Here is a 21,770-nt window from a genome sequence, read left to right as displayed (position 1 = left end):
GGCTACTCGGCCACCGCCTCGGACGCCACCGCCTCGGACGCCACCGCCTCCGAAGCCACCGCTGCGGAACCCGCGGCCGTGGCAGTCGTCGCCTCGGCCGACGCGCCGGTCTCCGGCGCCGGCGCATCCAGCGGCACCGCCGACGGCGCGGCCGCCGCCACCTCCGCGGCCGCGGCCACGACCGGCTCGGCCCCGATCGCCCGGTAGAACTCGCCCACAGCCTTCCGGTTGTAGGCCGCCCAGTCGAACCGGCGGGCCGGGACCTCGCCGCGCAGGAATGCGCGCATCCCGTCGGCGACGCCGTCGACCGACTGCGGGACGACCAGACCGGTGCCTGCTGGGAGGGCGTTCTTCGCCGACGCGAACTCGACGGTCACGATCGGGAGGTCCAGGACGAGCGCCTCCAGGATGACCATCGGCTGGCCCTCGTAGTCGCTCGACAGCACGAAGCAGTCCGCCTTCGCCATGATCGCGTGCGGGTTGCGCTGCATCCCGGTCAGGAAGACCGAGCCCTCCAGCCCGAGCGTGGTGACGACCGCCTCCAGGTGCTCCTGCAGCGGGCCCGCGCCGACGATGACCAGCCGGGTCTTCGGGTCGTCGGCGTGCACCTGCGCGAAGGCGCGGATGAGCCGTTCCTGGTTCTTCTCCGGCGACAGGCGTCCCACGTTGACGAACGTGGTGACGTCGTTGGCGGGAGCGAGCAGCACCTCGGCCCAGTCGGGCACGCTGCCGATCTCCTCGTCGAAGGCCGCCTGGCGGAGGTCGCCCTCCGCGTTCTGGAGGATGTGCTCGGCGTCCACCGTGTTGAGCGCGGACAGGAATTTCTCCGGCGGCGCGAACTCCGCCAGCGACGCCCGGTTCACGTCCGACAGCGTGGGGGAGACCGACACCAGGTGGTCGTACTGCGCGTACAGGGTGAAGAGCTGGGTGAGGGAGTGCAGCATCCGCTTCTCGCCGTTGACCTCGCGGTGCGCGTCGGAGGCCAGGTCGTTGTGCAGCCAGATCGAGCGCTGCGCCTCCGGCGAGTGCAGCAGGAGGATCGCCCAGAACGGCCCGTAGCCGGAGAAGTCGACCACGTAGTCGAAGCGGCTGTCGCCGAAGCAGCGGTACCACTCGTCGTCCCAGAGCCGGTTCTGCGCCGCGGTGTCGGCGTGCTGGGCGGTGCGGCCGCGCCGGAATTCGAGGTGCCGGGCGAGGTGCCGCAGCTTCGCCCCGTTCATCCCGCCGACGCGCGGGAACTGGCGGACGGCCGGGTGGATCTGGCGCTGCTTGCCGATCGACTCCGGAGAGTTGCTCTGGGCGAAGAACGCCGACACGTCGTAGCGCTCGTGGTCGAGGTTGTTGAGCAGGTTGAGCGCGGAGGTCGTGATCCCGTTCGGGCGCATGCCGCCCAGGTAGAGCAGGATCTTCTCGCGGCCGTCGTCGTCCAGCGAGGTGCGCAGCCGGTAGTCGTCGCGCACGCCCCGGAACACGATGTCGACGACGCGCTCGGCGGCCGAGCCGTCGTCGTAGGGAGTGAACCGGCGCTGCATGTCGAGGTAGCGCTCTCGTGCCTCGGCAGGCACCTGGTCGCCGTCCTCGGTCACCGCCGCGAGGGCGTCGCCGAGTTCGCCGGCGGACATCAGCACGGGGCCGGGCCACTCGTCCGGCTCGAAGTAGAGGCCGCGGGTGCCGGCGTAGTCCGCCAGGTCCGGCGTGAAGAACAGGATCGGGCGTCCGGTGCGGAGGAAGTCGAAGAAGATGCTGGAGTAGTCCGACACCAGGATGTCGGTGGCGCCGAGCACGAGGTTGGTCGGGATCTCGTTGGGCACGAGCATCCGGGCCAGCTCCGGCCGGCCGGCGGCGAGCGCGTGCACGCTCTGGTGGGTCTTCACGAGCACGGCGTACCGGCTGGTGTCGATGCGCTCCTCCACCTGGGCGATGTGGGCGAGCATCGCATCCAGGTCGTCCTCGGGACGGCCGAAGACCTGCCCCTTCCAGGTCGGGGCGTACAGGATGACCTTGCGGTCGCCGAGCGGGATGCCGGACGCGATCAGCCGCCGCCGGACGTCCTCGCGCTGGGCGTCGTCCAGGAACTGCCGGTCGACGCGCGGGTAGCCCTCCTCGATGACGGTGCCGCGGTAGATGCCGTCGAGCTTGTACCCGGTGCGGTACATCTGGTCGATCATGAACTCGTTGGCCGCCAGGAGGTAGTCGGCCTGGACGAAGTTGCGGACGATGTTCGCCGTCGCGAGCGCGCCGCCGTCGATGTCGTAGCCCATCCGCTTGAGCGGGGTGCCGTGCCAGGTGTTGAGGTAGACCTGCCCGGGCCGCTTGGAGAAGTCGTACGGGAAGGTGGCGTTGTTGACCAGGTACTGGCTGGTCGCGAGCGCGCGGTAGTAGGCGGCCGACCCGTAGCGGACGAAGGTGACGCGCGGGTCGTCGGCGAACTCCTCCACCGCCGCGCGGTACTGGTGGAGATCGGACAGGGCCCAGATGTGGGTGAGGTGCTTCAGGTCCGGCGCGGCCAGGAGGGTGCGGAACAGCGCCTCCGGATTGTCGAGCATCCCGTTGCCCGAGAACGACTCGTAGAAGACGGAGCCGAGGACGAGCGGCTGCCGGCGCCAGTGCGCGTGGATCTCGAAGCGTGCTGCGCGCTTCACTCGCGAGGGGAGGCGCTTCAGGGAAAGTCTCATCGCCGACGAGTTTATGAGAGCGGGATCGTAGACACCTGAGAGGACGCGCAGGCCTGCGCCGGGCGCGCGGGGCTCAGGCGCCGGCGTCGAAGCCGAGGCTGAGCTTGCGCAGCAGTCCGGCCAGCCGCTCCTGCTCGACCGGGGAGAGCGCCTCCAGGAGGTCGGCTTCCGCGTCCACCAGGCGGGTGATCGCGGCGTCGACGCGGGCCAGGCCCTGCGTCGTCATCTGGACCAGGATGCCGCGGCCGTCGTTGGGGTCGGTGCGGCGCTCGACCAGCCCGCGGGCGACGAGGCGGTCGATCCGGTTGGTCATCGTGCCCGACGACACCAGGGTCTGCTGCAGGAGCGACTTGGGGCTGAGCTGGAACGGCGAACCCGCCCGGCGCAGCGCCGACAGCACGTCGAACTCCCACGAGTCGAGGTCGGAGCGGTCGAACGCACCACGGCGCGCGCGGTCGAGGTGCCGGGAGAGCCGGTCGACGCGGGAGAGCACCTGAAGCGGCGAGAAGTCGAGGTCGGGGCGCTCGCGCAGCCAGGCGCCGACGATGCGGTCGACCTCGTCGCGTGCGCCGCCGCGCGCGCCCGGGTCCTGTGCCTCCGCCATCCCTCCATGCTATTGGGCCAGGCGCTCCGCTCGGCGGCAGCGCCGGCCGGGTCTGGCAGACTGTGTGTGCGCGTTGCGCGGTCCGCCTTGGTGTAATGGCAGCACGACAGCCTTTGGAGCTGTTAGGTCTAGGTTCGAGTCCTGGAGGCGGAGCCACCCGCGGCCCGACCGTTCGACCGTTCGACACGACATCCGCCCGACCACCTCGCATCCGGAGCATCATGACCGATCAGAATCTCGCCATCGTCGTTCTCGCGGCCGGCCAGGGCACGCGGATGAAGTCCGCCACGCCCAAGCTGCTGCACCCGCTCGGCGGCATCCCGATCGTCGGCCACGTGCTGGCGACCGCTCGCGAGCTCGACGCCGCCCGCGTGATCGCGGTCGTGCGGCACGAGCGCGACCGGCTCGCCGAGGTGATCGAGGCGGACCTGCCGGAGGCGGTCATCGTCGACCAGGACGAGGTCCCCGGCACCGGCCGCGCGGTCGAGCAGGCCGTCGCGGTGCTGCCCGAGGGCTTCGCGGGCGATGTGCTCGTGGTCAACGGCGACGTCCCGCTGCTCGACGCCGCGACGCTGCGCGAGCTGGTCGCCGCGCACCGCGCGGGCGGCGCGGCAGCGACCATCCTGTCGTCCTTCCCGGCCGACGCCACCGGCTACGGCCGCATCGTGCGCACCCCGGAGGGCCACCTCGACCGGATCGTGGAGCACAAGGACGCCACCGAGGCCGAGCGCGCGATCGGCGAGATCAACGCCGGCATCTACGTGTTCGGCGCCGCGGCCCTGCGCGACATGCTCGCCAACGTGACCACCGACAACGCCCAGGGCGAGAAGTACCTCACCGACGTCATCGGGCTGCTGCGGGAGGCCGGCTTCGACGTCGACGCCCTCCCGGTGTCCGAGTCCTGGCTCGTGGAGGGCATCAACGACCGCGCCCAGCTCAGTGAGGCCGCGGCGCGCCTGAACGCGCTGGTCGTGCGCACGTGGCAGCTCGCCGGCGTCACCGTGCAGGACCCGGCGACCACCTGGATCGACGTGAAGGTCGTCCTCGAGCCCGACGTCACGATCCTCCCCGGCACCCAGCTGCGCGGCGCGACGGTCGTCCGCACCGGCTCCGAGATCGGCCCGGACACCACATTGGTCGACACCGAGGTCGGCGCCGGCGCGACCGTCAAGCGCACCGACGCCACCCTCGCCGTGATCGGCGACGGGGCGACGGTCGGCCCGTTCTCCTACCTCCGCCCGGGCACCGTCCTCGGCGCGAACGGCAAGATCGGCACCTTCTCCGAGACCAAGAACGCGGTCATCGGCGCCGGCACCAAGCTCGCCCACTTCAACTACGTCGGCGACGCCGAGGTGGGGGAGAAGGGCAACCTCGGCGCGGGCGTCATCACCGCCAACTACGACGGCGTGAACAAGCACCGCACGGTCATCGGCTCGCACGTGCGGATCAGCACGAACACGGTGCTCGTCGCGCCCGTTAGGATGGGTGACGGAGCGTACACCGGAGCCGGGACGGTCGTCCGGAAGGACGTTCCACCTGGGGCGCTCGCCATCACCGTCGCGCCGCAGCGCAACATCGAAGGCTGGGTCGCCCAGAAGCGGCCGGGCACCGAAGCCGCGCGCGCCGCCGAACAGAGCGGGGCGACGGAAGAGAGCGGAGAGTAAGTGTCAGGGATCACTGCCACCGGCCAGAAACGACTCGTTCTGATCTCGGGGCGTGCGCATCCCGAGCTCGCCGAGCAGATCGCCGAGTGCCTCGGCAGCGAACTGGTGCCGACCGACTCCCGCACCTTCGCGAACGGCGAGATCTACGCCCGGTTCGACGAGAGCGTCCGCGGCTCTGACGCCTTCGTGATCCAGTCTCACACCTCCCCGATCAACGAGTGGCTCATGGAGCAGCTCATCATGGTGGACGCGCTGAAGCGCGCCTCGGCCAAGCGCATCACGGTCGTCGCGCCGTTCTACCCGTACGCCCGCCAGGACAAGAAGGGCCGCGGCCGCGAGCCGATCTCGGCCCGCCTGGTCGCCGACCTGTTCAAGGCCGCCGGGGCCGACCGCATCATGTCGGTCGACCTGCACGCCGCCCAGATCCAGGGCTTCTTCGACGGCCCGGTCGACCACCTCTTCGCCATGCCGGTGCTCCTGGAGCACATGCAGCGCGAGCTCGACGCGTCGACGCTGACCGTCGTCTCGCCCGACATGGGCCGCGTGCGCGTCGCCGACATCTGGAGCGACAAGCTCGGTGCGCCCCTGGCGATCATCCACAAGCGCCGCGACCCGCTGGTCCCCAACCAGGTCTCGGTGCACGAGATCGTCGGCGACGTGAAGGGCCGGGTCTGCCTGCTGGTGGACGACCTGATCGACACCGGCCGCACGATCGTGAAGGCCGCGGAGGCGCTGAAGGCCGCGGGCGCGATCGGGGTCGTCGTGGCCGCGACGCACGCCGTGTTCAGCGACCCGGCCGTGGAGCTGCTGCAGTCGGAGGCGATCGACTCGGTCGTCGTCACCGACACGCTGCCGCTGCCGGCGCACAAGCGCTGGGAGGGCCTCACCGTGTTGCCGATCGCGCCGCTGCTGGCGAACGCGATCCGCGAGGTCTTCACCGACGGCTCGGTGACCTCGATGTTCGACGGCGCCGCCTGACCCCCGCCGCCTGACCCCGCCGGAACCCCTACCGGAGGCTGTGCGGCGCCGACGGGATGAGTCCCAGCGGTGCGACGAAGGTCGTGTCGCCCTCGGTGTTCAGGGCGTAGCACTGCCAGCCCGGGCCGGCGGGCGCGAACAGCTCGAAGCGGGCTGAAGAGCTCACCGAGTCCGGTTCGTAGTGCCGGGCGTAGACCTGGCACGTGTAGTCCGCGGTGTCGGTCTGGATGCTGATCGTCAGCATGATCCCGGGCAGCAGGAGCGCGGTGAGCGCGACGACCACGAACACGCGCGTCGCGATGGTCCGCTTCCGCCCGCGCAGCGGACGGTCCGACGGGTCGTACTCCGTCAGCTCCGGGTGATCCTCGAACGTCACGCCTACGAGTCTGCCTCCCTCGCGGGGCAGGAGTACAGGAAGTGCTCCGAATCGTGATGATTCGGAGCACTTCCTCACGCGGCGAAAAGGGCTTTAGTGCGAGGAGCCCTCGGTCTCGATCTCGGTGCGGTCGCCCGACCACACCGTGTGGAAGGTGCCCTCCTTGTCGACGCGCTTGTAGGTGTGCGCGCCGAAGAAGTCGCGCTGACCCTGCACGAGCGCGGCGGGGAGGCGCTTGGACGCGAGCGAGTCGTAGTACGACAGGGCCGAGCCGAAGCCGGGCACCGGCACGCCGGAGAGCGCGGCGGTGGCGACGATGCGACGCCAGGCGGCCTCTCCCTCGCGGACGGCGTCGGCGAAGTACGGCGCCTCCAGCAGCGTGGTGATGTCCGGGTTCTCGTCGTAGGCGTCGGCGATCCGGTTGAGGAACTGGGCGCGGATGATGCAGCCGCCGCGCCAGATCTTGGCGATCTCGTCCTTGTGGATGTCCCAGCCGTACTTCTCGGCGCCCGCGACGATCGCGTCGAAGCCTTGGGCGTAGGCGACCACCTTGGAGGCGTAGAGCGCCTTCGAGACGTCGTCCGCGAAGGCCTTCACGTCCTCCGCCTTCTGCACCTCCGGACGGGACTGGATGGTCGCCTGCACGGCGGCGCGCTGCGCGGGCTTGGAGGAGACCGCGCGGGCGAAGACGGCCTCCGCGATGCCGCCCACCGGGATGCCCAGGTCGAGTGCGTTCTGCACGGTCCAGACGCCGGTGCCCTTGGAGCCGGCCTGGTCGAGGACGATGTCCACGAACGGCTTGCCGGTCTCGGCGTCCACCTGGCGCAGCACCTCTGCGGTGATCTCGATCAGGTACGACTCCAGGTAGCCGTTGTTCCACTCGGCGAACACGTCCGCGATCTCGGCAGGCGAAAGGCCGCCGACCGTGCGCAGCAGGTCGTCTGCCTCGGCGATGAGCTGCATGTCGGCGTACTCGATGCCGTTGTGGATCATCTTCACGAAGTGGCCGGCGCCGTCCGTGCCGACGTGGGTCACGCACGGCTCGCCCTCGGCGACCGCGGCGATGGAGGCCAGGATCGGGCCGAGGGTCTTGTACGACTCCTCCGAGCCGCCCGGCATGATCGAGGGGCCGTGGAGGGCGCCCTCCTCGCCGCCGGAGATGCCGGCGCCGACGAAGTGGATGCCGGTCGGCGCGATGCGCTTCTCGCGCTCGATGGTGTCGTGGAAGTTCGCGTTGCCGCCGTCGACGATGATGTCGCCCGGCTCGAACCGCTCGACCAGCTGGTCGATGACGGCGTCGGTGCCGCGGCCGGCCTGGACCATGATGATCGCGGTGCGCGGCTTGGAGAGCGAGGCGACGAAGTCGTCGATCTGCTCGGCGGACACGAAGCCGGCCTCCGGGTGGGCGTTCACCAGCTCCTCGGTGCGTGCGTAGGTCCGGTTGAAGACGGCGACGGTGTTGCCCTCGCGCGAGGCGAGGTTGCGGGCCAGGTTCGACCCCATCACAGCCAGACCGACGACTCCGATGTTGGCCGTTGCGTGGTTCTCGGGCACGGAGGACTCCTTCGTTGAGACGGTTTGCGTCCAGCGTAGCCGTCCGGCGCAGCTGGGATCGTTGTGTGACGTCCCGCTCAGCCGAGGCGGAACGTCGTGCGGGGGATGTCGTCGACCAGCCGGTGCGCGAGGCCGAACGCGTCCTCCTCGGCCAGCTGGTGCGTGACGACGAGGGAGGCCAGGAACGAGGCGTCCACCCGGCGCGACATGTCGTGCCGCGCCGGGATCGAGCAGAACGCCCGGGTGTCGTCGATGAAGCCGCTGGTCTTGGTGAAGCCCGCGCTGTCGGTGATCGCCCGGCGGTAGCGGAGGATCGCAGCCGGGGTGTCCAGGAACCACCACGGCGCGCCCGCGTACACCGACGGGTAGAAGCCGGCGAGCGGCGCGATCTCGCGCGAGAACGTCGTCTCATCCACGGTGAACAGCACCAGCCGGAAGGTCGGGTTCGTGCCGAAGTCGCGCAGGATCGGCGTGAGCGGCTCGGTGAACGAGCCGACCGCGGGGAGGTCGTGCCCGGTGTCCGGCCCGTAGGCCTCGAAGGTCGGCCGGTGGTGGTTGCGGTGCACGCCGGGGTGCAGCTGCATGACCAGGCCGTCGTCGGCCGCCATCTCGGCCAGCCGGTAGAGCATATTGCGGCGGTAGGCCACGGTCTCGGCGGCGGTGACCGAGCCGTCGAGCGCGGCGCGGTGGATGCGGGAGGCCTCCGCCGTCTCCAGCGGCTCGCTGCCGGTGTCGATGACGCCGGTGTCCGTCGCGGTGCCGCCGGCGGCGGCGAACGCGGCGCGGCGGACCCGCAGCGCCTCCAGCAGCCCCGCGTAGCTCGACGTGTCGACGTCGGCGCGGGCCCCCAGGCGGTCGAGCCGGCCGGCCCAGCCCGGCTCGTCGGGGTGCATGTACCGGTCGGCGCGGAAGGTCGGGACGACCCGGCCTGTGAAGGTGGGGTCGGCGGCGAGGCGCGCGTGCGCCTCGAGGTCGTCGGCCGGGTCGTCGGTGGTCGCGAGCACGGCGATCCGGAACCGGTCGAACAGCGCGCGCGGCCGGAGCTCCGGCGACGCGAGGGTGGCGACCAGCTGGTCGTAGAGCGCGTCCGCGTTCTGCGCCGACGGCTGCTCGTTCAGCCCGAACACCTCGCTGAACTCCGACTCGAACCAGAATCGGACGGGCGTCCCCAGGAAGACGTCCCAGTGCTCGCAGAGCGTCCGCCAGATCGATCGGCCCGAGGCGGCGGAGGGCACGCCGTCGCGCGCGAGCCCGAGGTCGGAGAGCGGCACGCCCACCGCGTGCAGCATCCGCGTCACGTAGTGGTCGGGCGTGATCAGCAGCGCCGCCGGGTCCGGGAACGGCTCGTCGTCGGCCAGCGTCGCCGCCGGCACGTGACCGTGCGGGGAGTAGATGGGCGCGTCGGCGACGGCGGCGTGCAGCCGGCGGGCCAGGTCGCGCTCGGCGGGGTCGGCGGGGAACAGCCGGTCGGGGTGCGGGGCGAGCGCGGTCATCCGCGTCCTTTCGTCGAGGTGGCCTGGGTCGTCGATGTGTCCGGTGCGATCGAGGGGCGCGCGGGCGCGGGCCCCGTGGATGCCCGGACGGTGAGATGCGTGGGGAGCGTCGTCGCCTGCCGGCTGACCGGAGCGGCGCTCTCGTCCAGCCGGGCGAGCAGCATGGCGACCGCGGTGCGCCCGGCCTGCTCGATCGGAGCAGTCAGGGTGGTCAGCGGCGGGTTGCAGAAGTCGGCTCCGAAGATGTCGTCGCAGCCGACCAGCGAGACGTCCCCGGGCACGTCGACCCCGCGCTCGCGGAAGCGGGCCAGCATCCCGATCGCCAGGAGGTCGTTGAACGCGATGCAGGCCGTCGCTCCCGCGTGGAGCACAGCGTCGGCCGCGGCCGCGCCCGCGTACTGGCGCGGGGCGAACGGCCCGACCCGGAGCGCCTCCACGTCGTAGCGCTCCGCCGCACGGACGAGCGCACGCCAGCGGCGCTCGTTCGACCAGGAGGTCTCCGGACCGGAGGCGTAGACGATCGAGCGGTGGCCGAGCGACGCCAGGTGCCCGACCGCCTGTTCGACACCGTTGGGAGTGTCGATGAAGACGTTGGCGACCCCGCGGGTCTGCCGGTTGATCGCCACGATCGGCACCTCCGCCGCCAGCGCCGTCAGCCGCCGGTCGGTCAGTCGGGAGGCGGCGAGGATCGCGCCGTCGAACGACGGCCGCAGCTTGTGCAGCATCCCGTCCTCGAGCTCGTCGGACTCCTCGGTGTCGACCAGCAGCTGGGTGTAGCCGGCGGCCTTGAGCTGCTGTTGCGTGCCCCGGATGATGCCGAAGTAGAACGGGTTCGTGACGTCCGAGACCAGAACGGCGATGCTCCGGGTCCGGCCGCTGGTGAGCGCCCGGGCCTGCGAGTTCGGGATGTAGTTCAGCTCCCGGGCGGCGCGCTCGATGCGCTCGCGCGTGATCGCGTTGACGCGGCCCGGATTGGCTAGGGCACGGGAGGCCGTCGAGGTGGCGACGCCGCTGGCGGCGGCCACGTCGGCGAGGGTGGCCGGGCGGTCCACACCGTCGGGATACCCGCGAAGCTGAGGGCTCATGCGCCCATCACAGCACACAATGGCAAATATTGGCAATCGGTTGCAGCCGTGTTGCCGGGATGCCTAGGCTCGGCGGCAGTCCCGCGGTGCGCACCTCGTCCGGGGGACTTGATCCACCGGATCCCATCCTCAAAGGAGAGTCACGTATGAGATCACGTTTCGCGCTCGGCGCGATCGCCGGGCTGGCCGCCATCGGCCTGGCCCTGACCGGCTGCTCGTCCTCCGGCGGCGGCTCGAACCCCAGTTCCACGACCATCGACGGCAAGGGGCGCACCCTGTCCGTCTACGTCGGAGCGAGCGGGCTCTACCCGCAGCAGCAGAAGGAGTGGTTCGCGGAGCTGCAGGCCCAGTTCAAGAAGGAGACCGGGGCCGACCTGGCCTTCGACACCTTCGCCAGCTCCAACGACGAGCTCACCAAGATCCAGACCTCGGTGGTCTCCGGGCAGGGCCCGGACGTCTACGCGCTCGGCACGACCTTCACCCCGACCGCCTACGCCACCGGCGCGTTCGTCAAGCTCAGCGACGACGACTGGAAGAAGGTCGGCGGCCGCGACCGCTTCGTGCCCGCCTCGCTCGGCATGTCCGGGCCGGATGCCAAGAACCAGGTCGGCGTGCCGCTCGCGCAGCGCCCGTTCGTGATGGCGTACAACAAGGACCTCCTGAAGGCCGCCGGCATCGACAAGCCCGCCACTACCTGGGACGACTTCGCCAGCCAGGCCAAGAAGCTCACCACCGGGGACACCTACGGCGTCGCGGTCGGCTACGCCGACAACTACGACCCGTGGAAGTTCGTCTGGGCGATGTCGACGCAGGCGGGCAACCCGATCCTCGACCTGAAGTCCAGCAAGGCGCGGATCGACGACCCCATCACCGAGAAGGCCTACCAGACCTACTTCGGCTGGCTCACCCAGCAGAAGGCGGTCGACCCGGCGGCGGTCGGCTGGAAGAACCCGCAGGCGGTCGCGGCGTTCGCCGCGGGCAAGGCGGCGTACCTGCCGATGGTGTCGGCCAGCTCGATCGAAGCGCTGGACAAGTCCGCCGTGGCCGGCAAGTACGCCTATGCGCTGATGCCGACCGTGGCGCCGGGCAAGACGTCCAACCCGTCCAGCGGCAAGCCCGCGGCGAGCATCGTCTCCGGTGACAACATCGTGGTCGCCAAGTACTCGAAGAACCAGGACCTGGCCTTCGCCTACATCAACATGGTCACCCGCGCCGACATGCAGACCAAGGAGTTCTCGCTCCTCGGCGACCTGCCGTCGAACGCTCAGGCGGCGGCCGACCTGCAGAAGTCGAAGCCGATCATCGCCCCGATCGTCGACGCGATCAGCAAGTCGGTGGCGACGCCGTTCAGCGGCGCCTGGGGAGACACCCAGCTCGCCCTGACCAACGTGGTCGTGCAGTCGATCCCCGGCCTGTCGAAGGGCTCGGTCAGCAGCTCCGAGCTGTCGCAGCTCCTGAAGACCGCGCAGTCGAGCGCCCAGGGCTCGCTGGACAAGGCCAAGAAGTAGCGGACCGATCGTCATGTCCACCGAAACCGCGGCTCCCGCCGCGACCGCCCGCCCGTCCGCGGAGGCCACCCCTCCGCGGACGGGCGGGGCGCCCCGCCGTGGCCGCCGGACCGTGCAGCAGCGCAACCGGCCGCTCTGGCTGCTCCTTCCCGGGGGCATCCTCATGCTGCTGGTCATCATCGTCCCCTTCGTGTTCGCACTCGTCATCTCGACGCTCGACCTGGACATGTACACGCTGCGCGACTGGGTCTCCGCACCGTTCATCGGGCTCGGGAACTACATCGAGGCGCTGACCTCGTCCTCGCTGCTGCAGTCGATCTGGATCAGCGTCTCGTTCGCCGTCATCGCGGCCGTCGTGACCCTGCCGATCGGCGTGGCGGCGGCCCTGGCGACGCAGAACGCCTTCCGCGGCCGTGCGCTGGTGCGCTCGCTGTTCCTCGTGCCGTACGTGCTGCCCGGCTTCGTCGTCGGCACCTTCTGGCACACCATGCTGCAGCCGCACGGGATCGTGGACACCGTCCTCGGCAACCTCGGCATCCACACCGGGCTGTGGCTCAACGGCCCGCTCAGCTACTGGACGCTCGTGCTGGTGCAGATCTGGTCGTCGTGGCCGTTCTTCTACCTGCTGGTCCTGGCCGGCCTGCAATCGATCGAGAACGAGGTCCACGAGGCCGCCGCCATCGACGGCGCCGGCTGGTGGGCGAAGCTGCGCTACGTCATCCTGCCGGCCCTGCGCGGGCCGATCGCGCTCGCGCTGATCATCTCGCTGCTGCACAACATCAACGGCTTCACGTTGCCGTTCGTGCTCTTCGGTGTTCCGGCGCCGCAGGCGGTCAACGTGCTGCCGGTGCTGACCTACGTGACCAGCTTCCAGAGCTTCCGCTTCGGGCTGAGCGCGGCGATGGCGGTGTTCTCGCTGATCCTGATCGCGATCCCGCTGTTCATCTACCTGCGCGCCGTCCGGCTCGACACCGGCGACGACCGGAAGGAGAAGACGGTATGACCATTTCGGCCCCCACCACCACCGCCCCCACTGCTCGCGCCGCGCGCTGCAACGGCACCGGCGACGTCTACCGGCTGCTGCCGCGCCCGCTGCAGGCCGCCATCATCGCCGTCCTGCTCTGCGTCGCGCTGCTGCCCATCCTGTACGTGCTGCTGTCATCGGTGAACTCCGACATCGGCGTCGCCAGCGGCGAGTTCTTCCCGAGCTCGCTGAACTTCGACAACTACGTCAAGGTGTGGTCGACGGTCGCGCTCGGCAACGGCCTGATGAACAGCGTCATCGTCGCCGGCGGCGTCGCGATCGTGTGCGCCTTCCTCTCGGTGGCGACCGCGTACGTGCTCGTGCGCTTCGCGTTCCGCGGCCGGCTGACGTTCCTGCGCGGCCTGCTCGGGCTCCAGTCGATCCCGGGGACGCTCATGCTGCTGCCGGTGTTCGTGCTGTTCTCGTCGGCGTCCAGCGCGCTCGGCGCGCCGATCATCGGCACCCGGTGGTCGCTGTTCGTCACCTACCTGACGTTCGCGCTGCCGTTCTCGACCTGGGTCATGGTGACCTACCTGCGCGGGCTGCCGCGCGAACTGGAGGAGGCGGCCCGCATCGACGGTGCCTCGTCGTGGCGGATCCTGACCACGATCGTCCTGCCGCTCAGCTGGCCGGGCGTGGTCGTGGCGGGCATCTTCGCGTTCCTGCTCGGCTGGAACGACGTGCTGTTCGCCTCGGTGATGACGAACCCCGATACCCGGACGGCGGCCGTCGCGCTCCAGGTGTTCACCGTCGCGCAGGAGGGTGGAGCCTTGCCCCTGTACGGGCAGATGATGGCGGCGTCGCTGATCTGCGCCGTCCCGGTCGTGGCCCTCTACCTGGTGTTCCAGCGCTACCTGGTGGGCGGGCTGACGGCCGGGGGAGTCAAATGAAGATGACGAAGACACGAGTGAAGTGAGAGAGAGTGACTGACACAATCCGACCCACCTGGGCGCTGTCCGGCTTCGGCGACGAGATCGATCCCGACCCGGCCGTCCAGATCGCGGTCCTGCAGGCGCTGGGCGCCAACCACATCGAGGTGCGCAGCGCGTGGGGCGTCAACATCGTCGACCTCGACGACGAGCAGCTCGACCGGCTCGCGGGCATCCTCGCCGAGCGCGGGATGCGCGTCTCCGCGATCGCCTCGCCGATCGGCAAGGTCGACGTCGCCCTCCCCGTCGAGCACGAGGTCGAGCGGCTGGGGCGGGCGATCGCCGCGGCCAAGCGCCTGGACGCCCGCTACATCCGGCTGTTCTCCTTCTACCGAGCCGAGGGCGTGCCCGTGGAGGACATCCGCGACGCCGTGCTGACCCGCATGCGCGCCCTCGCCGACGCGGCCGAGGCCGCCGGCGTCGTGCTGCTGCACGAGAACGAGAAGGACATCTACGGCGACACCCCCGAGCGCTGCCTCGACATCGTGGAGTCGGTCGGCTCTCCGGCGCTGAAGCTCGCCTGGGACAGCGCCAACTTCGTCCAGGTCGGCGTGGCCGCGCCGTTCGACGACGGCTACGCGCTGCTGCGCCCGCACCTGGAGTACCTGCAGGTGAAGGACGCGCTGGCCGCGACCTCCGAGGTCACGCCGGCGGGGGAGGGCGACGGCCAGCTGCTGGAGACCCTCACCGCGCTGCGGGACGACGGCTACACCGGCTTCGCCTCCCTCGAACCCCACCTCACCGACGTCAACGCCCTCGGCGGCTTCTCGGGACCGGCGGCGTTCGGCGTCGCCGGCCGCGCCCTCCGCCGCCTCACCGACCAGATCGGAGTCACCCTCGCATGAGCACCGGAACACCCTCGAACGTCACCCCCCTCCGCGTGGCCATCGTCGGCTGCGGCATCATCGGCCTCAACCACGCCCGCGCGATCCTGCGCCATCCCGGCCTGCGCCTGGCGGCACTCGTCGACGCGGTCCCGGCCGCGGCGACCGCGCTGGCCGACCAGCTGGTCTCCGAGCACGGCGCCGACCGTATCCCGGAGTTCGCGTCGCTGACCGCGGCGCTCGCCGGAACCGACCTCGACGTGGTCGTCATCTGCACCCCGAGCGGCCTCCACGTCGTGTTCGCCGAGGAGGCGCTCGCCGCCGGCAAGCACGTCGTGATCGAGAAGCCGCTCGACGTCTCGCTGCCCCGCGCCCGCGAGATCCTGGAGCTGTCCCGCCGCGCGGAGCAGAACGGGCTCGTCGTGTCGGTCATCAGCCAGCACCGGTTCGACCCGGCCTCGCGCGTCGTCGCGGACGCGGCCCACTCCGGCGCGTTCGGCCGCCTGACCAGCGGGCTCGCCTCCGTGGCGTGGTGGCGCAGCCAGGAGTACTACGACTCCGGTCAGTGGCGCGGCACCTGGGAGCTCGACGGCGGGGGAGCGGTGATGAACCAGGGCGTCCACACCGTCGACCTGCTGGTCTGGTTCCTCGGCCGGCCGGTCGAGATCGACGCCCGCACCGCGCTCCTCGCCCACGAGCGGGTGGAGGTCGAGGATATCGCCGTGGCGACCATCCGCTTCGAGTCCGGCGCCCTCGCGGTGCTGCATGCGACGACCGCCGCCTACCCCGGACTGTCGGTGCGCCTGCAGGTGCACGGCGACCGCGGCTCCGCGATCATCGACGACGACCAGCTCGAGTACTTCGGCACGGCCGACACCGACGGCAACCGCGCCGCCGACCTCGTTCCGGCGAGCGAGCTGCGCGGCGGCGAGCGCGGCCCGGACCCGTTCGTGGTCGGGCACCTCCGGCAGTACGAGGACATCGTGGCCGCCATCCACGAGCACCGCGCGCCCGGGGTCACGGTGGCGGACGCGTTCCTCTCGCTCGCGGTCGTCCGGGCTGTGTACCTGTCGGCCACCCTCGGCCGCCCTGTGCTGCTCGACGATGTGCTCGACGGCTCGCTCGACGACGTCGTGGTCTCGACGGGGGTGAACGCATGAAGTTCTCCGTGTTCACCGCCTCCACGCCGGACTGGACGCCCGAGGAGGCCGCGCGCACCGTCGCGGCCCAGGGCTGGGACGGCATCGAGTGGCGCGTGGTCGACCAGCAGCCGGCGGACGAGCCGGGCTTCTGGGCGGGCAACCGCTCCACCTGGCCGTTGACCGAGCTGGAGGAGTCCCTCCCGGAGATCGCCCGGCTGACCCGGGAGGCCGGGCTGGAGTTCTCGGGCATCGGCGGTTACGCCGGCTGCGGCGACCACGCGAACGTCGACCGGATGCTCGCCGCGACCGCCGAGCTCGGCGCGCGCCAGGTGCGCGTCACGATGCCGCGATCCGACCTGGGCGACTACCGCGAGCTGTTCGCCGCCGCCCGTGCCGACATGGAGCGTGCGGCCTCCGTCGCCGCGTCGCTGGGTGTCAAAGCGCTGGTGGAGCTGCACCACGAGACCATCACGCCTTCGGCCTCAGCCGCGCTCCGGCTGCTCGACGGGCTCGACCCGGAGGCGGTCGGCGTCATCCACGACCTCGGCAACCTGCTGATCGAGGGCCAGGAGCGCACGCTCTCCGCCCTCCAGCTGCTCGGCCCGTACCTCGCGCACGTGCACGTGAAGAACGTCGTGTGGCTGCCGGGCGAGCCGGAAGCCGACGGGACGGTGCGCTGGCGGCACGACTGGGCGCCGCTGCGCGAGGGTGTGGGAGACGTCGACGCCTACTTCCGCGCCCTGCACGAGTTCGGCTATGACGGGTGGGTGACCTGCGAGGACTTCTCCACCGCGGTTCCGCTCGAGGAGCGCACCCGCGACAACCTGGCCTACCTCCGGGACGTGGAGGCGCGCACGCGCGACGCGGTGCCCGCATGACCGAGGCTCCCTCCGTCGCCTCGGCCCGTGAGGTGCGCCACCCCGTGCGGGTGGCGCACCTCGGGCTGGGTGCGTTCCACCGCGCGCACCAGGCCTGGTACACGCAGCGGGCAAACGAGGCGACCGACGGCGACGGCTGGGGGATCGCGGCTTTCACCGGCCGCAGCCCCGACGCCGCGCGCGTGCTCGCCGCGCAGGACGCGGTCTACACCCTCATCGAGCGCGGGCCGGACGGCGACAGCGCGTCGATCGTGGAGGCGCTCAGCAGCGTTCACGACGGCGCCGACGCCGAGGCCTGGCGGCGCGTGCTCGCCGACCCGGCGGTGGGCGTGCTGACGCTCACCGTCACGGAGGCCGGCTACCGGCCGGGGTCGAGCGCTCCGGCGCGGGTCCTCGACGGCCTGCGGGCGCGGTTCGAGGCGGGCGCGGGCGGCATAGCCGTGGTGAGCTGCGACAACCTCCCGGACAACGGCGCCGTGATCCGCGACGCCGTGCTCGCGTTGGTGGAACCCGGCTCGGAGCTGGACGCCTGGATCCGCGCCGACGTCTCCTTCGTGTCCTCGATGGTCGACCGCATCACACCGGCGACCACCGACGCCGACCGGGAGGCCGCCCTCCGGCTCACCGGGCTGGCGGACGCCGCGCCGGTGGTCACCGAGCCGTTCGCGGAGTGGGTGCTGGCGGGCGACTTCCCCGCGGGACGTCCGGAGTGGGAGGCGGCGGGCGCGCAGTTCGTGGCCGACATCGCCCCGTACGAACGCCGCAAGCTCTGGCTCCTCAACGCCGGGCACTCCCTTCTCGCTTACCACGGCCTGTCGGCGGGCCACCGGACAGTCGCCGAGGCCATCGCCGACCCCGCACTGTCGGCCGAGCTCGAACGGCTCTGGAGCGAGCAGCGCACCGAGCTGCCCTTCGACGCCGCCGCGGTGGACGCCGCGCTCGCCGCGCTGCGCTCGCGCTTCGGCAACGCTCGGATCGAGCACCGGCTGGCGCAGATCGCGTCGGACGGCTCCCAGAAGCTCGGCCCGCGCATCGTGGACCCGCTGCGGGCCCGCCTCGCCTCCGGGCGCGCGCCCGGCGTCGCCCAGCTGGGTGTGCTCGCGGCCTGGAGCCGCCACCTCGCCGGCCCCGACGTCCGGGACGCGGGCGCGGAGTCCGTGATCGCCGCCCTGCGGGACGCACGGACCCCTCGCGACCGCGCCGCGGCCGTACTTGCCGCGCTCGCCCCCGACCTCACCGAACTGACCGAGCCGCTCGCCGAGCGCATCGCCGCGAGCGATCCAGCCACGCACCAAGGAGCACACCTATGAGAATCACCGCAGCAGAGGTCCTGGTCTCCAGCCCGGGCCGCAACTTCGTGACGTTGCGGATCACCACGGAGGACGGGTACACCGGTCTCGGCGACGCGACGCTGAACGGGCGCGAGCTCGCGGTCGCGGCGTACCTGAGCGAGCACGTCGTCCCGCTGCTGATCGGCCGCGACGCGCACGCGATCGAGGACACCTGGCAGTACCTGTACCGCGGCGCCTACTGGCGGCGCGGGCCGGTGACGATGGCCTCCATCGCCGCGGTCGACACCGCCCTCTGGGACATCAAGGCCAAGGTCGCGGGCCTGCCGCTCTACCAGCTGCTGGGCGGCCGCAGCCGGAACGGCCTCCTCGTCTACGGCCACGCCTCCGGCGCCGAGCTGCCCGAGCTGTTCGACTCGATCAACGAGCACCTGGAGGAGGGCTACCGGGCCATCCGCGTGCAGACCGGCATCCCCGGCCTCACCTCGGTCTACGGTGTCGCCTCCAGCAAGAACGCGGCAGAGGGCACCGCGCTCGGCACCGACGAACGCTACGACTACGAGCCGGCACGACGCAGCGCGGTCCCGGTGGAGGAGCAGTGGGACACCCGTGCCTACCTGCGGCACGCGCCCGCGGTGTTCGAGGCGGTGCGCAACGAGTTCGGTCCGGAGCTGCCGCTGCTGCACGACGCGCACCACCGGCTGACGCCGATCCAGGCCGCCAAGCTGGGCAAGTCGCTGGAGCCCTACGACCTGTTCTGGCTCGAGGACGTCACCCCCGCCGAGAACCAGGCGGCGCTGCGCCGGGTGCGCGAGCACACCACGACCCCGCTGGCGATCGGCGAGGTGTTCAACACGATCTGGGACTACCGCGAGCTGTTCGAGGAGCAGCTGATCGACTACGTCCGCTCCCCCGTCACCCACGCCGGTGGCATCTCCGGGCTGCGGCGGATCTTCGACTACGCCGCCGTGTACCAGATCAAGTCGGGCGTGCACGGCCCGACCGACGTCTCCCCGGTCGGCCTCGCCGCCGCCATCCACCTCGGCATCGCGATCCCGAACTTCGGCATCCAGGAGTACATGCGGCACAGCCCGGCCACCCACGAGGTGTTCCGGACGACCTACACGTTCGAGGAGGGCATGCTGAAGCCAGGCGAGCAGCCCGGCATCGGCGTCGACTACGACGACGTCGTCGCCCAGTCCTTCCCCTACGAGGCCGCCTACCTCCCCGTGAACCGTCTGCTCGACGGTTCCATGCACGACTGGTGACCGCCGCCGCAGGAGAATGGGAGCGGGACGGAGGAGAGGCATGGCAGTCAGGGTCGTGGTGATGGGCGTGTCCGGGTCGGGGAAGTCGACCGTGGGCGCGCTCGTCGCCGAGGCGCTCGGGGCCGGGTTCGTGGACGGCGACGACCTGCATCCGGCGGCGAACGTGGCGAAGATGCGGGCGGGCATCCCGCTCACCGACGAGGACCGCGAGCCCTGGCTGCGCGCGGTCGGGCGCACGCTCGCCGAGGCCGGTCCGGCCGGGATGGTCGTCGCGTGCTCGGCGCTGAAGCACTCCTACCGCGACCTGATCCGGTCGGAGGCGCCCGGCACGTTCTTCGCCGAGCTCGACGGCACTCGCGCGCTGCTCGCGGAGCGGATGATCCGGCCGGGCCACTTCATGCCGGCCTCGCTGCTCGACTCCCAGCTCGCGACGCTGGAGCCGCTCCAGCCGGGCGAGGAGGGCGCCCGGCTCGACGTCGCCGAGACGCCGGAGAACCTGGTCGCCGCCATCGTGGAGGACGTGCGCTCCGTCGTCCGGTAGTATGGGGGACTGAACTTCGGCGAGGGATGCGTACGCATCCGTAATCGACGCGGTGGAGCAGGCTACGCAGTCTTTCCTCGCGCACCTCGATGCGCTCGAGTCGAACACCCCCCCATACTGCGAGCCCTCCGGCTCGCCTGACAGCCGGCCCCGCCGGTGAGGAGACATCATGGCTGACGAGTCCAACAAGGTCGTCGCGGAGGTCCGCGACAGCTTCGGCAAGGGCGCTGCCCGCAAGATCCGCGCCGCGGGCAAGATCCCCGCGGTCATCTACGGCCACGGCACCGAGCCCGTGCACATCACCGTCCCGGCGCACCAGGTCGGCCTCCTGCTCCGCAAGGCCAACGCGGTGCTCGACCTCGACATCGACGGCACGAGCCAGCTCACCCTGGTGAAGGACGTCCAGAAGGACCCGGTGCTGCAGATCATCGAGCACCTCGACCTCCTCATCGTCCGCCGTGGCGAGAAGGTCGTCGTCGAGGTCCCCGTGCACGTCGAGGGCGAGCCGTTCTCCGGCACCATCGCGGTGCTCGACATCCCGACCATCAAGCTCGAGGTCGAGGCCACCCACATCCCGGAGCGCATCGTCATCGACGTGACCGACGCCGAGGAGGGCACCCAGTACCACGCCAAGGACTTCGCCCTCCCGGCGGGCGCCGTGCTCGCCGAGGACGAGGACCTGCTGATCCTCAGCGTCATCGTCCCGGCCGCCGTGCGCGCCGAGGGCGAGGAGGAAGAGGGCGCGGAGGCCGAGGCCGCCGAGGGGGCTGCCGAGGAGGCCGCCGCCGAGTCCGCGGAGTAATCACCGCCGATGGCCAGTCCTCTCTCTTCAGAGGGCCCCTGGCTCGTGGTCGGGCTCGGTAACCCCGGGCCCGGCTACGCGGCCACGCGTCACAACGTGGGGCAGATGGTGCTGGACGAGCTCGCGTCGCGCGGCCGTCTGACCTTCAAGACCCACAAGACGAACGCCACGGTCGCCGAGGGGCGCCTCGCCCCCGGCGGGCCGCGGTTCATCCTGGCCAAGCCGAACACGTTCATGAACGTGTCCGGCGGCCCGGTGGCGCAGCTGCTGCGCTTCTACTCGCTCGACCCGTCGCACCTGATCGTGGTGCAGGACGAGCTCGACATCCCGTTCGACACCCTCAAGCTGAAGTTCGGCGGGGGCCACGGCGGCCACAACGGCGTGCGCGACGTGATCGCCGCCATCGGCACCGGCGACTTCACCCGGGTGCGCGTCGGCGTCGGCCGGCCTCCCGGCTCGCGCGCCGCGGCGGACCACGTGCTCGCCGGCTTCAGCGCGGAGGAGCGCAAGAACCTCCCGATCCTGGTCTCCGACGCGGCGGACGCGGTCGAGAAGATCGCCGCCGACGGCCTCACCGCCGCGCAGAACCACTTCCACACCGAACGCTGAGCGCCCGGCTTCCTCCGCGTCAGGCGTGGGGGACGGATGCCGCCAGCGTTGCGCTGTAGACGACGAACGACAGGACGGGCGCTGCGCTCGCGACGGCGATCCCGACGACGCCGAACGCGCGCCCGCGCTTGGTCGAGACCGCCACGATCCCCAGCACGAGCGCGAGGATGCCGAGTGCCGTCCCGAAGATCATCTGCGCCGTCATCACGATCCCGGCGGGCCCGAACGCGGCCAGCTGCGCGGACGAGAGGTGCGACGTGGGCGCGGAGGAGTTCGCCAGCCCGTGCGTCAGCGCCCCCATGCTCATCCCGACGTAGGTCGAGGCGACCACCGACAGCACGAAGACGCCGAGCGCGATCCCCATCGAGACGGCGCCGAGCGTCCGCGGGCGTGGCGCGGCGGGCGGCGCGCCGTAGTAGACGGGAGGTCCGTAGACCGGCTGCGGCTGAAAGCTCATTTTGTCCCCCTCTCCGGCGACTCACGCCGGACGTTCAGCCAGAGTGTGGCTGGTGTGGGGCGTCGCCCCA

20 protein-coding genes and 1 tRNA gene are annotated in these 21,770 nt (G+C 71.2%); 14 read left to right on the top strand and 7 right to left on the bottom strand.

The features are described 5' to 3' along the window. Window positions 1-2: 2 nt before the first annotated feature. Window positions 3-2,675, bottom strand: coding sequence for a CDP-glycerol glycerophosphotransferase family protein (locus tag AC1ROW_RS12435; RefSeq protein WP_493019217.1), 2,673 nt, complete (start codon window positions 2,673-2,675; stop codon window positions 3-5). A gap of 73 nt (window positions 2,676-2,748) precedes the next feature. Beyond that, the gene (locus AC1ROW_RS12430; protein ID WP_493019216.1) at window positions 2,749-3,279 is read right to left on the bottom strand and encodes a MarR family winged helix-turn-helix transcriptional regulator; all 531 of its coding nucleotides are present in this window, start codon (window positions 3,277-3,279) and stop codon (window positions 2,749-2,751) included. Window positions 3,280-3,360: 81 nt separating this feature from the next. On the opposite strand from AC1ROW_RS12430, the gene AC1ROW_RS12425 reads away from it, so the two are divergent. The 3 genes from AC1ROW_RS12425 to AC1ROW_RS12415 all read left to right on the top strand — a co-directional run bounded on the left by AC1ROW_RS12425 (window position 3,361) and on the right by AC1ROW_RS12415 (window position 5,921). Then, a tRNA-Gln gene (locus AC1ROW_RS12425) sits at window positions 3,361-3,435 on the top strand. 65 nt (window positions 3,436-3,500) lie between these two features. After that, a complete protein-coding gene (glmU, locus tag AC1ROW_RS12420) occupies window positions 3,501-4,943 on the top strand; it encodes a bifunctional UDP-N-acetylglucosamine diphosphorylase/glucosamine-1-phosphate N-acetyltransferase GlmU (RefSeq protein ID WP_493019215.1) in 1,443 nt (480 codons plus the stop codon). Then, window positions 4,944-5,921, top strand: coding sequence for a ribose-phosphate diphosphokinase (locus AC1ROW_RS12415; protein ID WP_493019214.1), 978 nt, complete (start codon window positions 4,944-4,946; stop codon window positions 5,919-5,921). Window positions 5,922-5,949: 28 nt separating this feature from the next. Here AC1ROW_RS12415 and AC1ROW_RS12410 read toward each other — a convergent pair whose 3' ends face one another. From AC1ROW_RS12410 to AC1ROW_RS12395, 4 genes are all read right to left on the bottom strand, one after another. Continuing rightward, entirely contained in the window at window positions 5,950-6,297 is a 348-nt protein-coding gene (locus AC1ROW_RS12410; RefSeq protein ID WP_493019213.1) for a hypothetical protein, read from the bottom strand. A 93-nt stretch (window positions 6,298-6,390) separates the two neighbouring features. Further along, window positions 6,391-7,851: an NADP-dependent phosphogluconate dehydrogenase gene (gnd, locus tag AC1ROW_RS12405; RefSeq protein ID WP_493019212.1), complete on the bottom strand. Its 1,461-nt coding sequence runs from the start codon at window positions 7,849-7,851 to the stop codon at window positions 6,391-6,393. 77 nt (window positions 7,852-7,928) lie between these two features. Next, entirely contained in the window at window positions 7,929-9,344 is a 1,416-nt protein-coding gene (gene uxaC, locus AC1ROW_RS12400) for a glucuronate isomerase (protein ID WP_493019211.1), read from the bottom strand. Then, window positions 9,341-10,429: a LacI family DNA-binding transcriptional regulator gene (locus AC1ROW_RS12395; RefSeq protein ID WP_493019210.1), complete on the bottom strand. Its 1,089-nt coding sequence runs from the start codon at window positions 10,427-10,429 to the stop codon at window positions 9,341-9,343. Before AC1ROW_RS12395 ends, uxaC begins: the two co-directional genes overlap by 4 nt. Window positions 10,430-10,575: 146 nt before the next feature. Between AC1ROW_RS12395 and AC1ROW_RS12390 the strand changes: the two genes are divergently transcribed. The 11 genes from AC1ROW_RS12390 (at window position 10,576) to pth (ending at window position 21,243) form a co-directional block, all read left to right on the top strand. Beyond that, on the top strand, window positions 10,576-11,937 hold the full coding sequence (locus AC1ROW_RS12390; protein ID WP_493019209.1) for an ABC transporter substrate-binding protein: 1,362 nt from the start codon (window positions 10,576-10,578) through the stop codon (window positions 11,935-11,937). A 13-nt stretch (window positions 11,938-11,950) separates the two neighbouring features. Then, window positions 11,951-12,940, top strand: a complete 990-nt coding sequence (locus AC1ROW_RS12385) for a carbohydrate ABC transporter permease (RefSeq protein WP_493019208.1) — start codon at window positions 11,951-11,953, stop codon at window positions 12,938-12,940. After that, window positions 12,937-13,851 (top strand): carbohydrate ABC transporter permease, encoded by a 915-nt coding sequence (locus AC1ROW_RS12380; protein WP_493019207.1) that lies wholly within the window; start codon window positions 12,937-12,939, stop codon window positions 13,849-13,851. Before AC1ROW_RS12385 ends, AC1ROW_RS12380 begins: the two co-directional genes overlap by 4 nt. Window positions 13,852-13,883: 32 nt before the next feature. Next, window positions 13,884-14,735, top strand: a complete 852-nt coding sequence (locus tag AC1ROW_RS12375) for a sugar phosphate isomerase/epimerase family protein (protein WP_493019206.1) — start codon at window positions 13,884-13,886, stop codon at window positions 14,733-14,735. Beyond that, complete coding sequence (locus AC1ROW_RS12370) at window positions 14,732-15,874, top strand: Gfo/Idh/MocA family protein (protein WP_493019205.1); 1,143 nt, start codon at window positions 14,732-14,734, stop codon at window positions 15,872-15,874. Before AC1ROW_RS12375 ends, AC1ROW_RS12370 begins: the two co-directional genes overlap by 4 nt. Further along, the gene (locus AC1ROW_RS12365; protein WP_493019204.1) at window positions 15,871-16,734 is read left to right on the top strand and encodes a sugar phosphate isomerase/epimerase family protein; all 864 of its coding nucleotides are present in this window, start codon (window positions 15,871-15,873) and stop codon (window positions 16,732-16,734) included. The genes AC1ROW_RS12370 and AC1ROW_RS12365 overlap by 4 nt, the downstream gene beginning before the upstream one ends. Beyond that, window positions 16,731-18,044, top strand: a complete 1,314-nt coding sequence (locus AC1ROW_RS12360; RefSeq protein ID WP_493019203.1) for a mannitol dehydrogenase family protein — start codon at window positions 16,731-16,733, stop codon at window positions 18,042-18,044. Before AC1ROW_RS12365 ends, AC1ROW_RS12360 begins: the two co-directional genes overlap by 4 nt. Next, window positions 18,041-19,291: a D-mannonate dehydratase ManD gene (gene manD / locus AC1ROW_RS12355; RefSeq protein ID WP_493019202.1), complete on the top strand. Its 1,251-nt coding sequence runs from the start codon at window positions 18,041-18,043 to the stop codon at window positions 19,289-19,291. Before AC1ROW_RS12360 ends, manD begins: the two co-directional genes overlap by 4 nt. Before the next feature lie 40 nt (window positions 19,292-19,331). Beyond that, window positions 19,332-19,832: a gluconokinase gene (locus AC1ROW_RS12350; RefSeq protein WP_493019201.1), complete on the top strand. Its 501-nt coding sequence runs from the start codon at window positions 19,332-19,334 to the stop codon at window positions 19,830-19,832. 169 nt (window positions 19,833-20,001) lie between these two features. Further along, a complete protein-coding gene (locus tag AC1ROW_RS12345) occupies window positions 20,002-20,634 on the top strand; it encodes a 50S ribosomal protein L25/general stress protein Ctc (protein WP_493019200.1) in 633 nt (210 codons plus the stop codon). 9 nt (window positions 20,635-20,643) lie between these two features. Continuing rightward, a complete protein-coding gene (pth, locus tag AC1ROW_RS12340) occupies window positions 20,644-21,243 on the top strand; it encodes an aminoacyl-tRNA hydrolase (RefSeq protein WP_493019199.1) in 600 nt (199 codons plus the stop codon). A 19-nt stretch (window positions 21,244-21,262) separates the two neighbouring features. Here pth and AC1ROW_RS12335 read toward each other — a convergent pair whose 3' ends face one another. Continuing rightward, a complete protein-coding gene (locus AC1ROW_RS12335) occupies window positions 21,263-21,700 on the bottom strand; it encodes a hypothetical protein (protein ID WP_493019198.1) in 438 nt (145 codons plus the stop codon). Window positions 21,701-21,770: the final 70 nt, after the last annotated feature.

This window comes from Leifsonia sp. GW821-FHT13C09, assembly GCF_058806435.1.
This window is presented reverse-complemented; position numbering and strand designations above follow the sequence as displayed.

Excerpts from the sequence above, each read along its gene's own strand:
- AC1ROW_RS12360 (WP_493019203.1), top strand. The coding sequence starts at position 16,731 with ATGACCGAGGCTCCCTCCGTCGCCTCGGCCCGTGAGGTGCGCCACCCC.
- AC1ROW_RS12370 (WP_493019205.1), top strand. The coding sequence starts at position 14,732 with ATGAGCACCGGAACACCCTCGAACGTCACCCCCCTCCGCGTGGCCATC.
- AC1ROW_RS12380 (WP_493019207.1), top strand. The coding sequence starts at position 12,937 with ATGACCATTTCGGCCCCCACCACCACCGCCCCCACTGCTCGCGCCGCG.
- AC1ROW_RS12395 (WP_493019210.1), bottom strand. The coding sequence starts at position 10,429 with ATGAGCCCTCAGCTTCGCGGGTATCCCGACGGTGTGGACCGCCCGGCC.
- AC1ROW_RS12350 (WP_493019201.1), top strand. The coding sequence starts at position 19,332 with ATGGCAGTCAGGGTCGTGGTGATGGGCGTGTCCGGGTCGGGGAAGTCG.
- uxaC (WP_493019211.1), bottom strand. The coding sequence starts at position 9,344 with ATGACCGCGCTCGCCCCGCACCCCGACCGGCTGTTCCCCGCCGACCCC.
- glmU (WP_493019215.1), top strand. The coding sequence starts at position 3,501 with ATGACCGATCAGAATCTCGCCATCGTCGTTCTCGCGGCCGGCCAGGGC.
- AC1ROW_RS12345 (WP_493019200.1), top strand. The coding sequence starts at position 20,002 with ATGGCTGACGAGTCCAACAAGGTCGTCGCGGAGGTCCGCGACAGCTTC.
- AC1ROW_RS12390 (WP_493019209.1), top strand. The coding sequence starts at position 10,576 with ATGAGATCACGTTTCGCGCTCGGCGCGATCGCCGGGCTGGCCGCCATC.
- AC1ROW_RS12385 (WP_493019208.1), top strand. The coding sequence starts at position 11,951 with ATGTCCACCGAAACCGCGGCTCCCGCCGCGACCGCCCGCCCGTCCGCG.
- AC1ROW_RS12365 (WP_493019204.1), top strand. The coding sequence starts at position 15,871 with ATGAAGTTCTCCGTGTTCACCGCCTCCACGCCGGACTGGACGCCCGAG.
- AC1ROW_RS12335 (WP_493019198.1), bottom strand. The coding sequence starts at position 21,700 with ATGAGCTTTCAGCCGCAGCCGGTCTACGGACCTCCCGTCTACTACGGC.
- manD (WP_493019202.1), top strand. The coding sequence starts at position 18,041 with ATGAGAATCACCGCAGCAGAGGTCCTGGTCTCCAGCCCGGGCCGCAAC.
- AC1ROW_RS12430 (WP_493019216.1), bottom strand. The coding sequence starts at position 3,279 with ATGGCGGAGGCACAGGACCCGGGCGCGCGCGGCGGCGCACGCGACGAG.
- AC1ROW_RS12435 (WP_493019217.1), bottom strand. The coding sequence starts at position 2,675 with ATGAGACTTTCCCTGAAGCGCCTCCCCTCGCGAGTGAAGCGCGCAGCA.
- pth (WP_493019199.1), top strand. The coding sequence starts at position 20,644 with ATGGCCAGTCCTCTCTCTTCAGAGGGCCCCTGGCTCGTGGTCGGGCTC.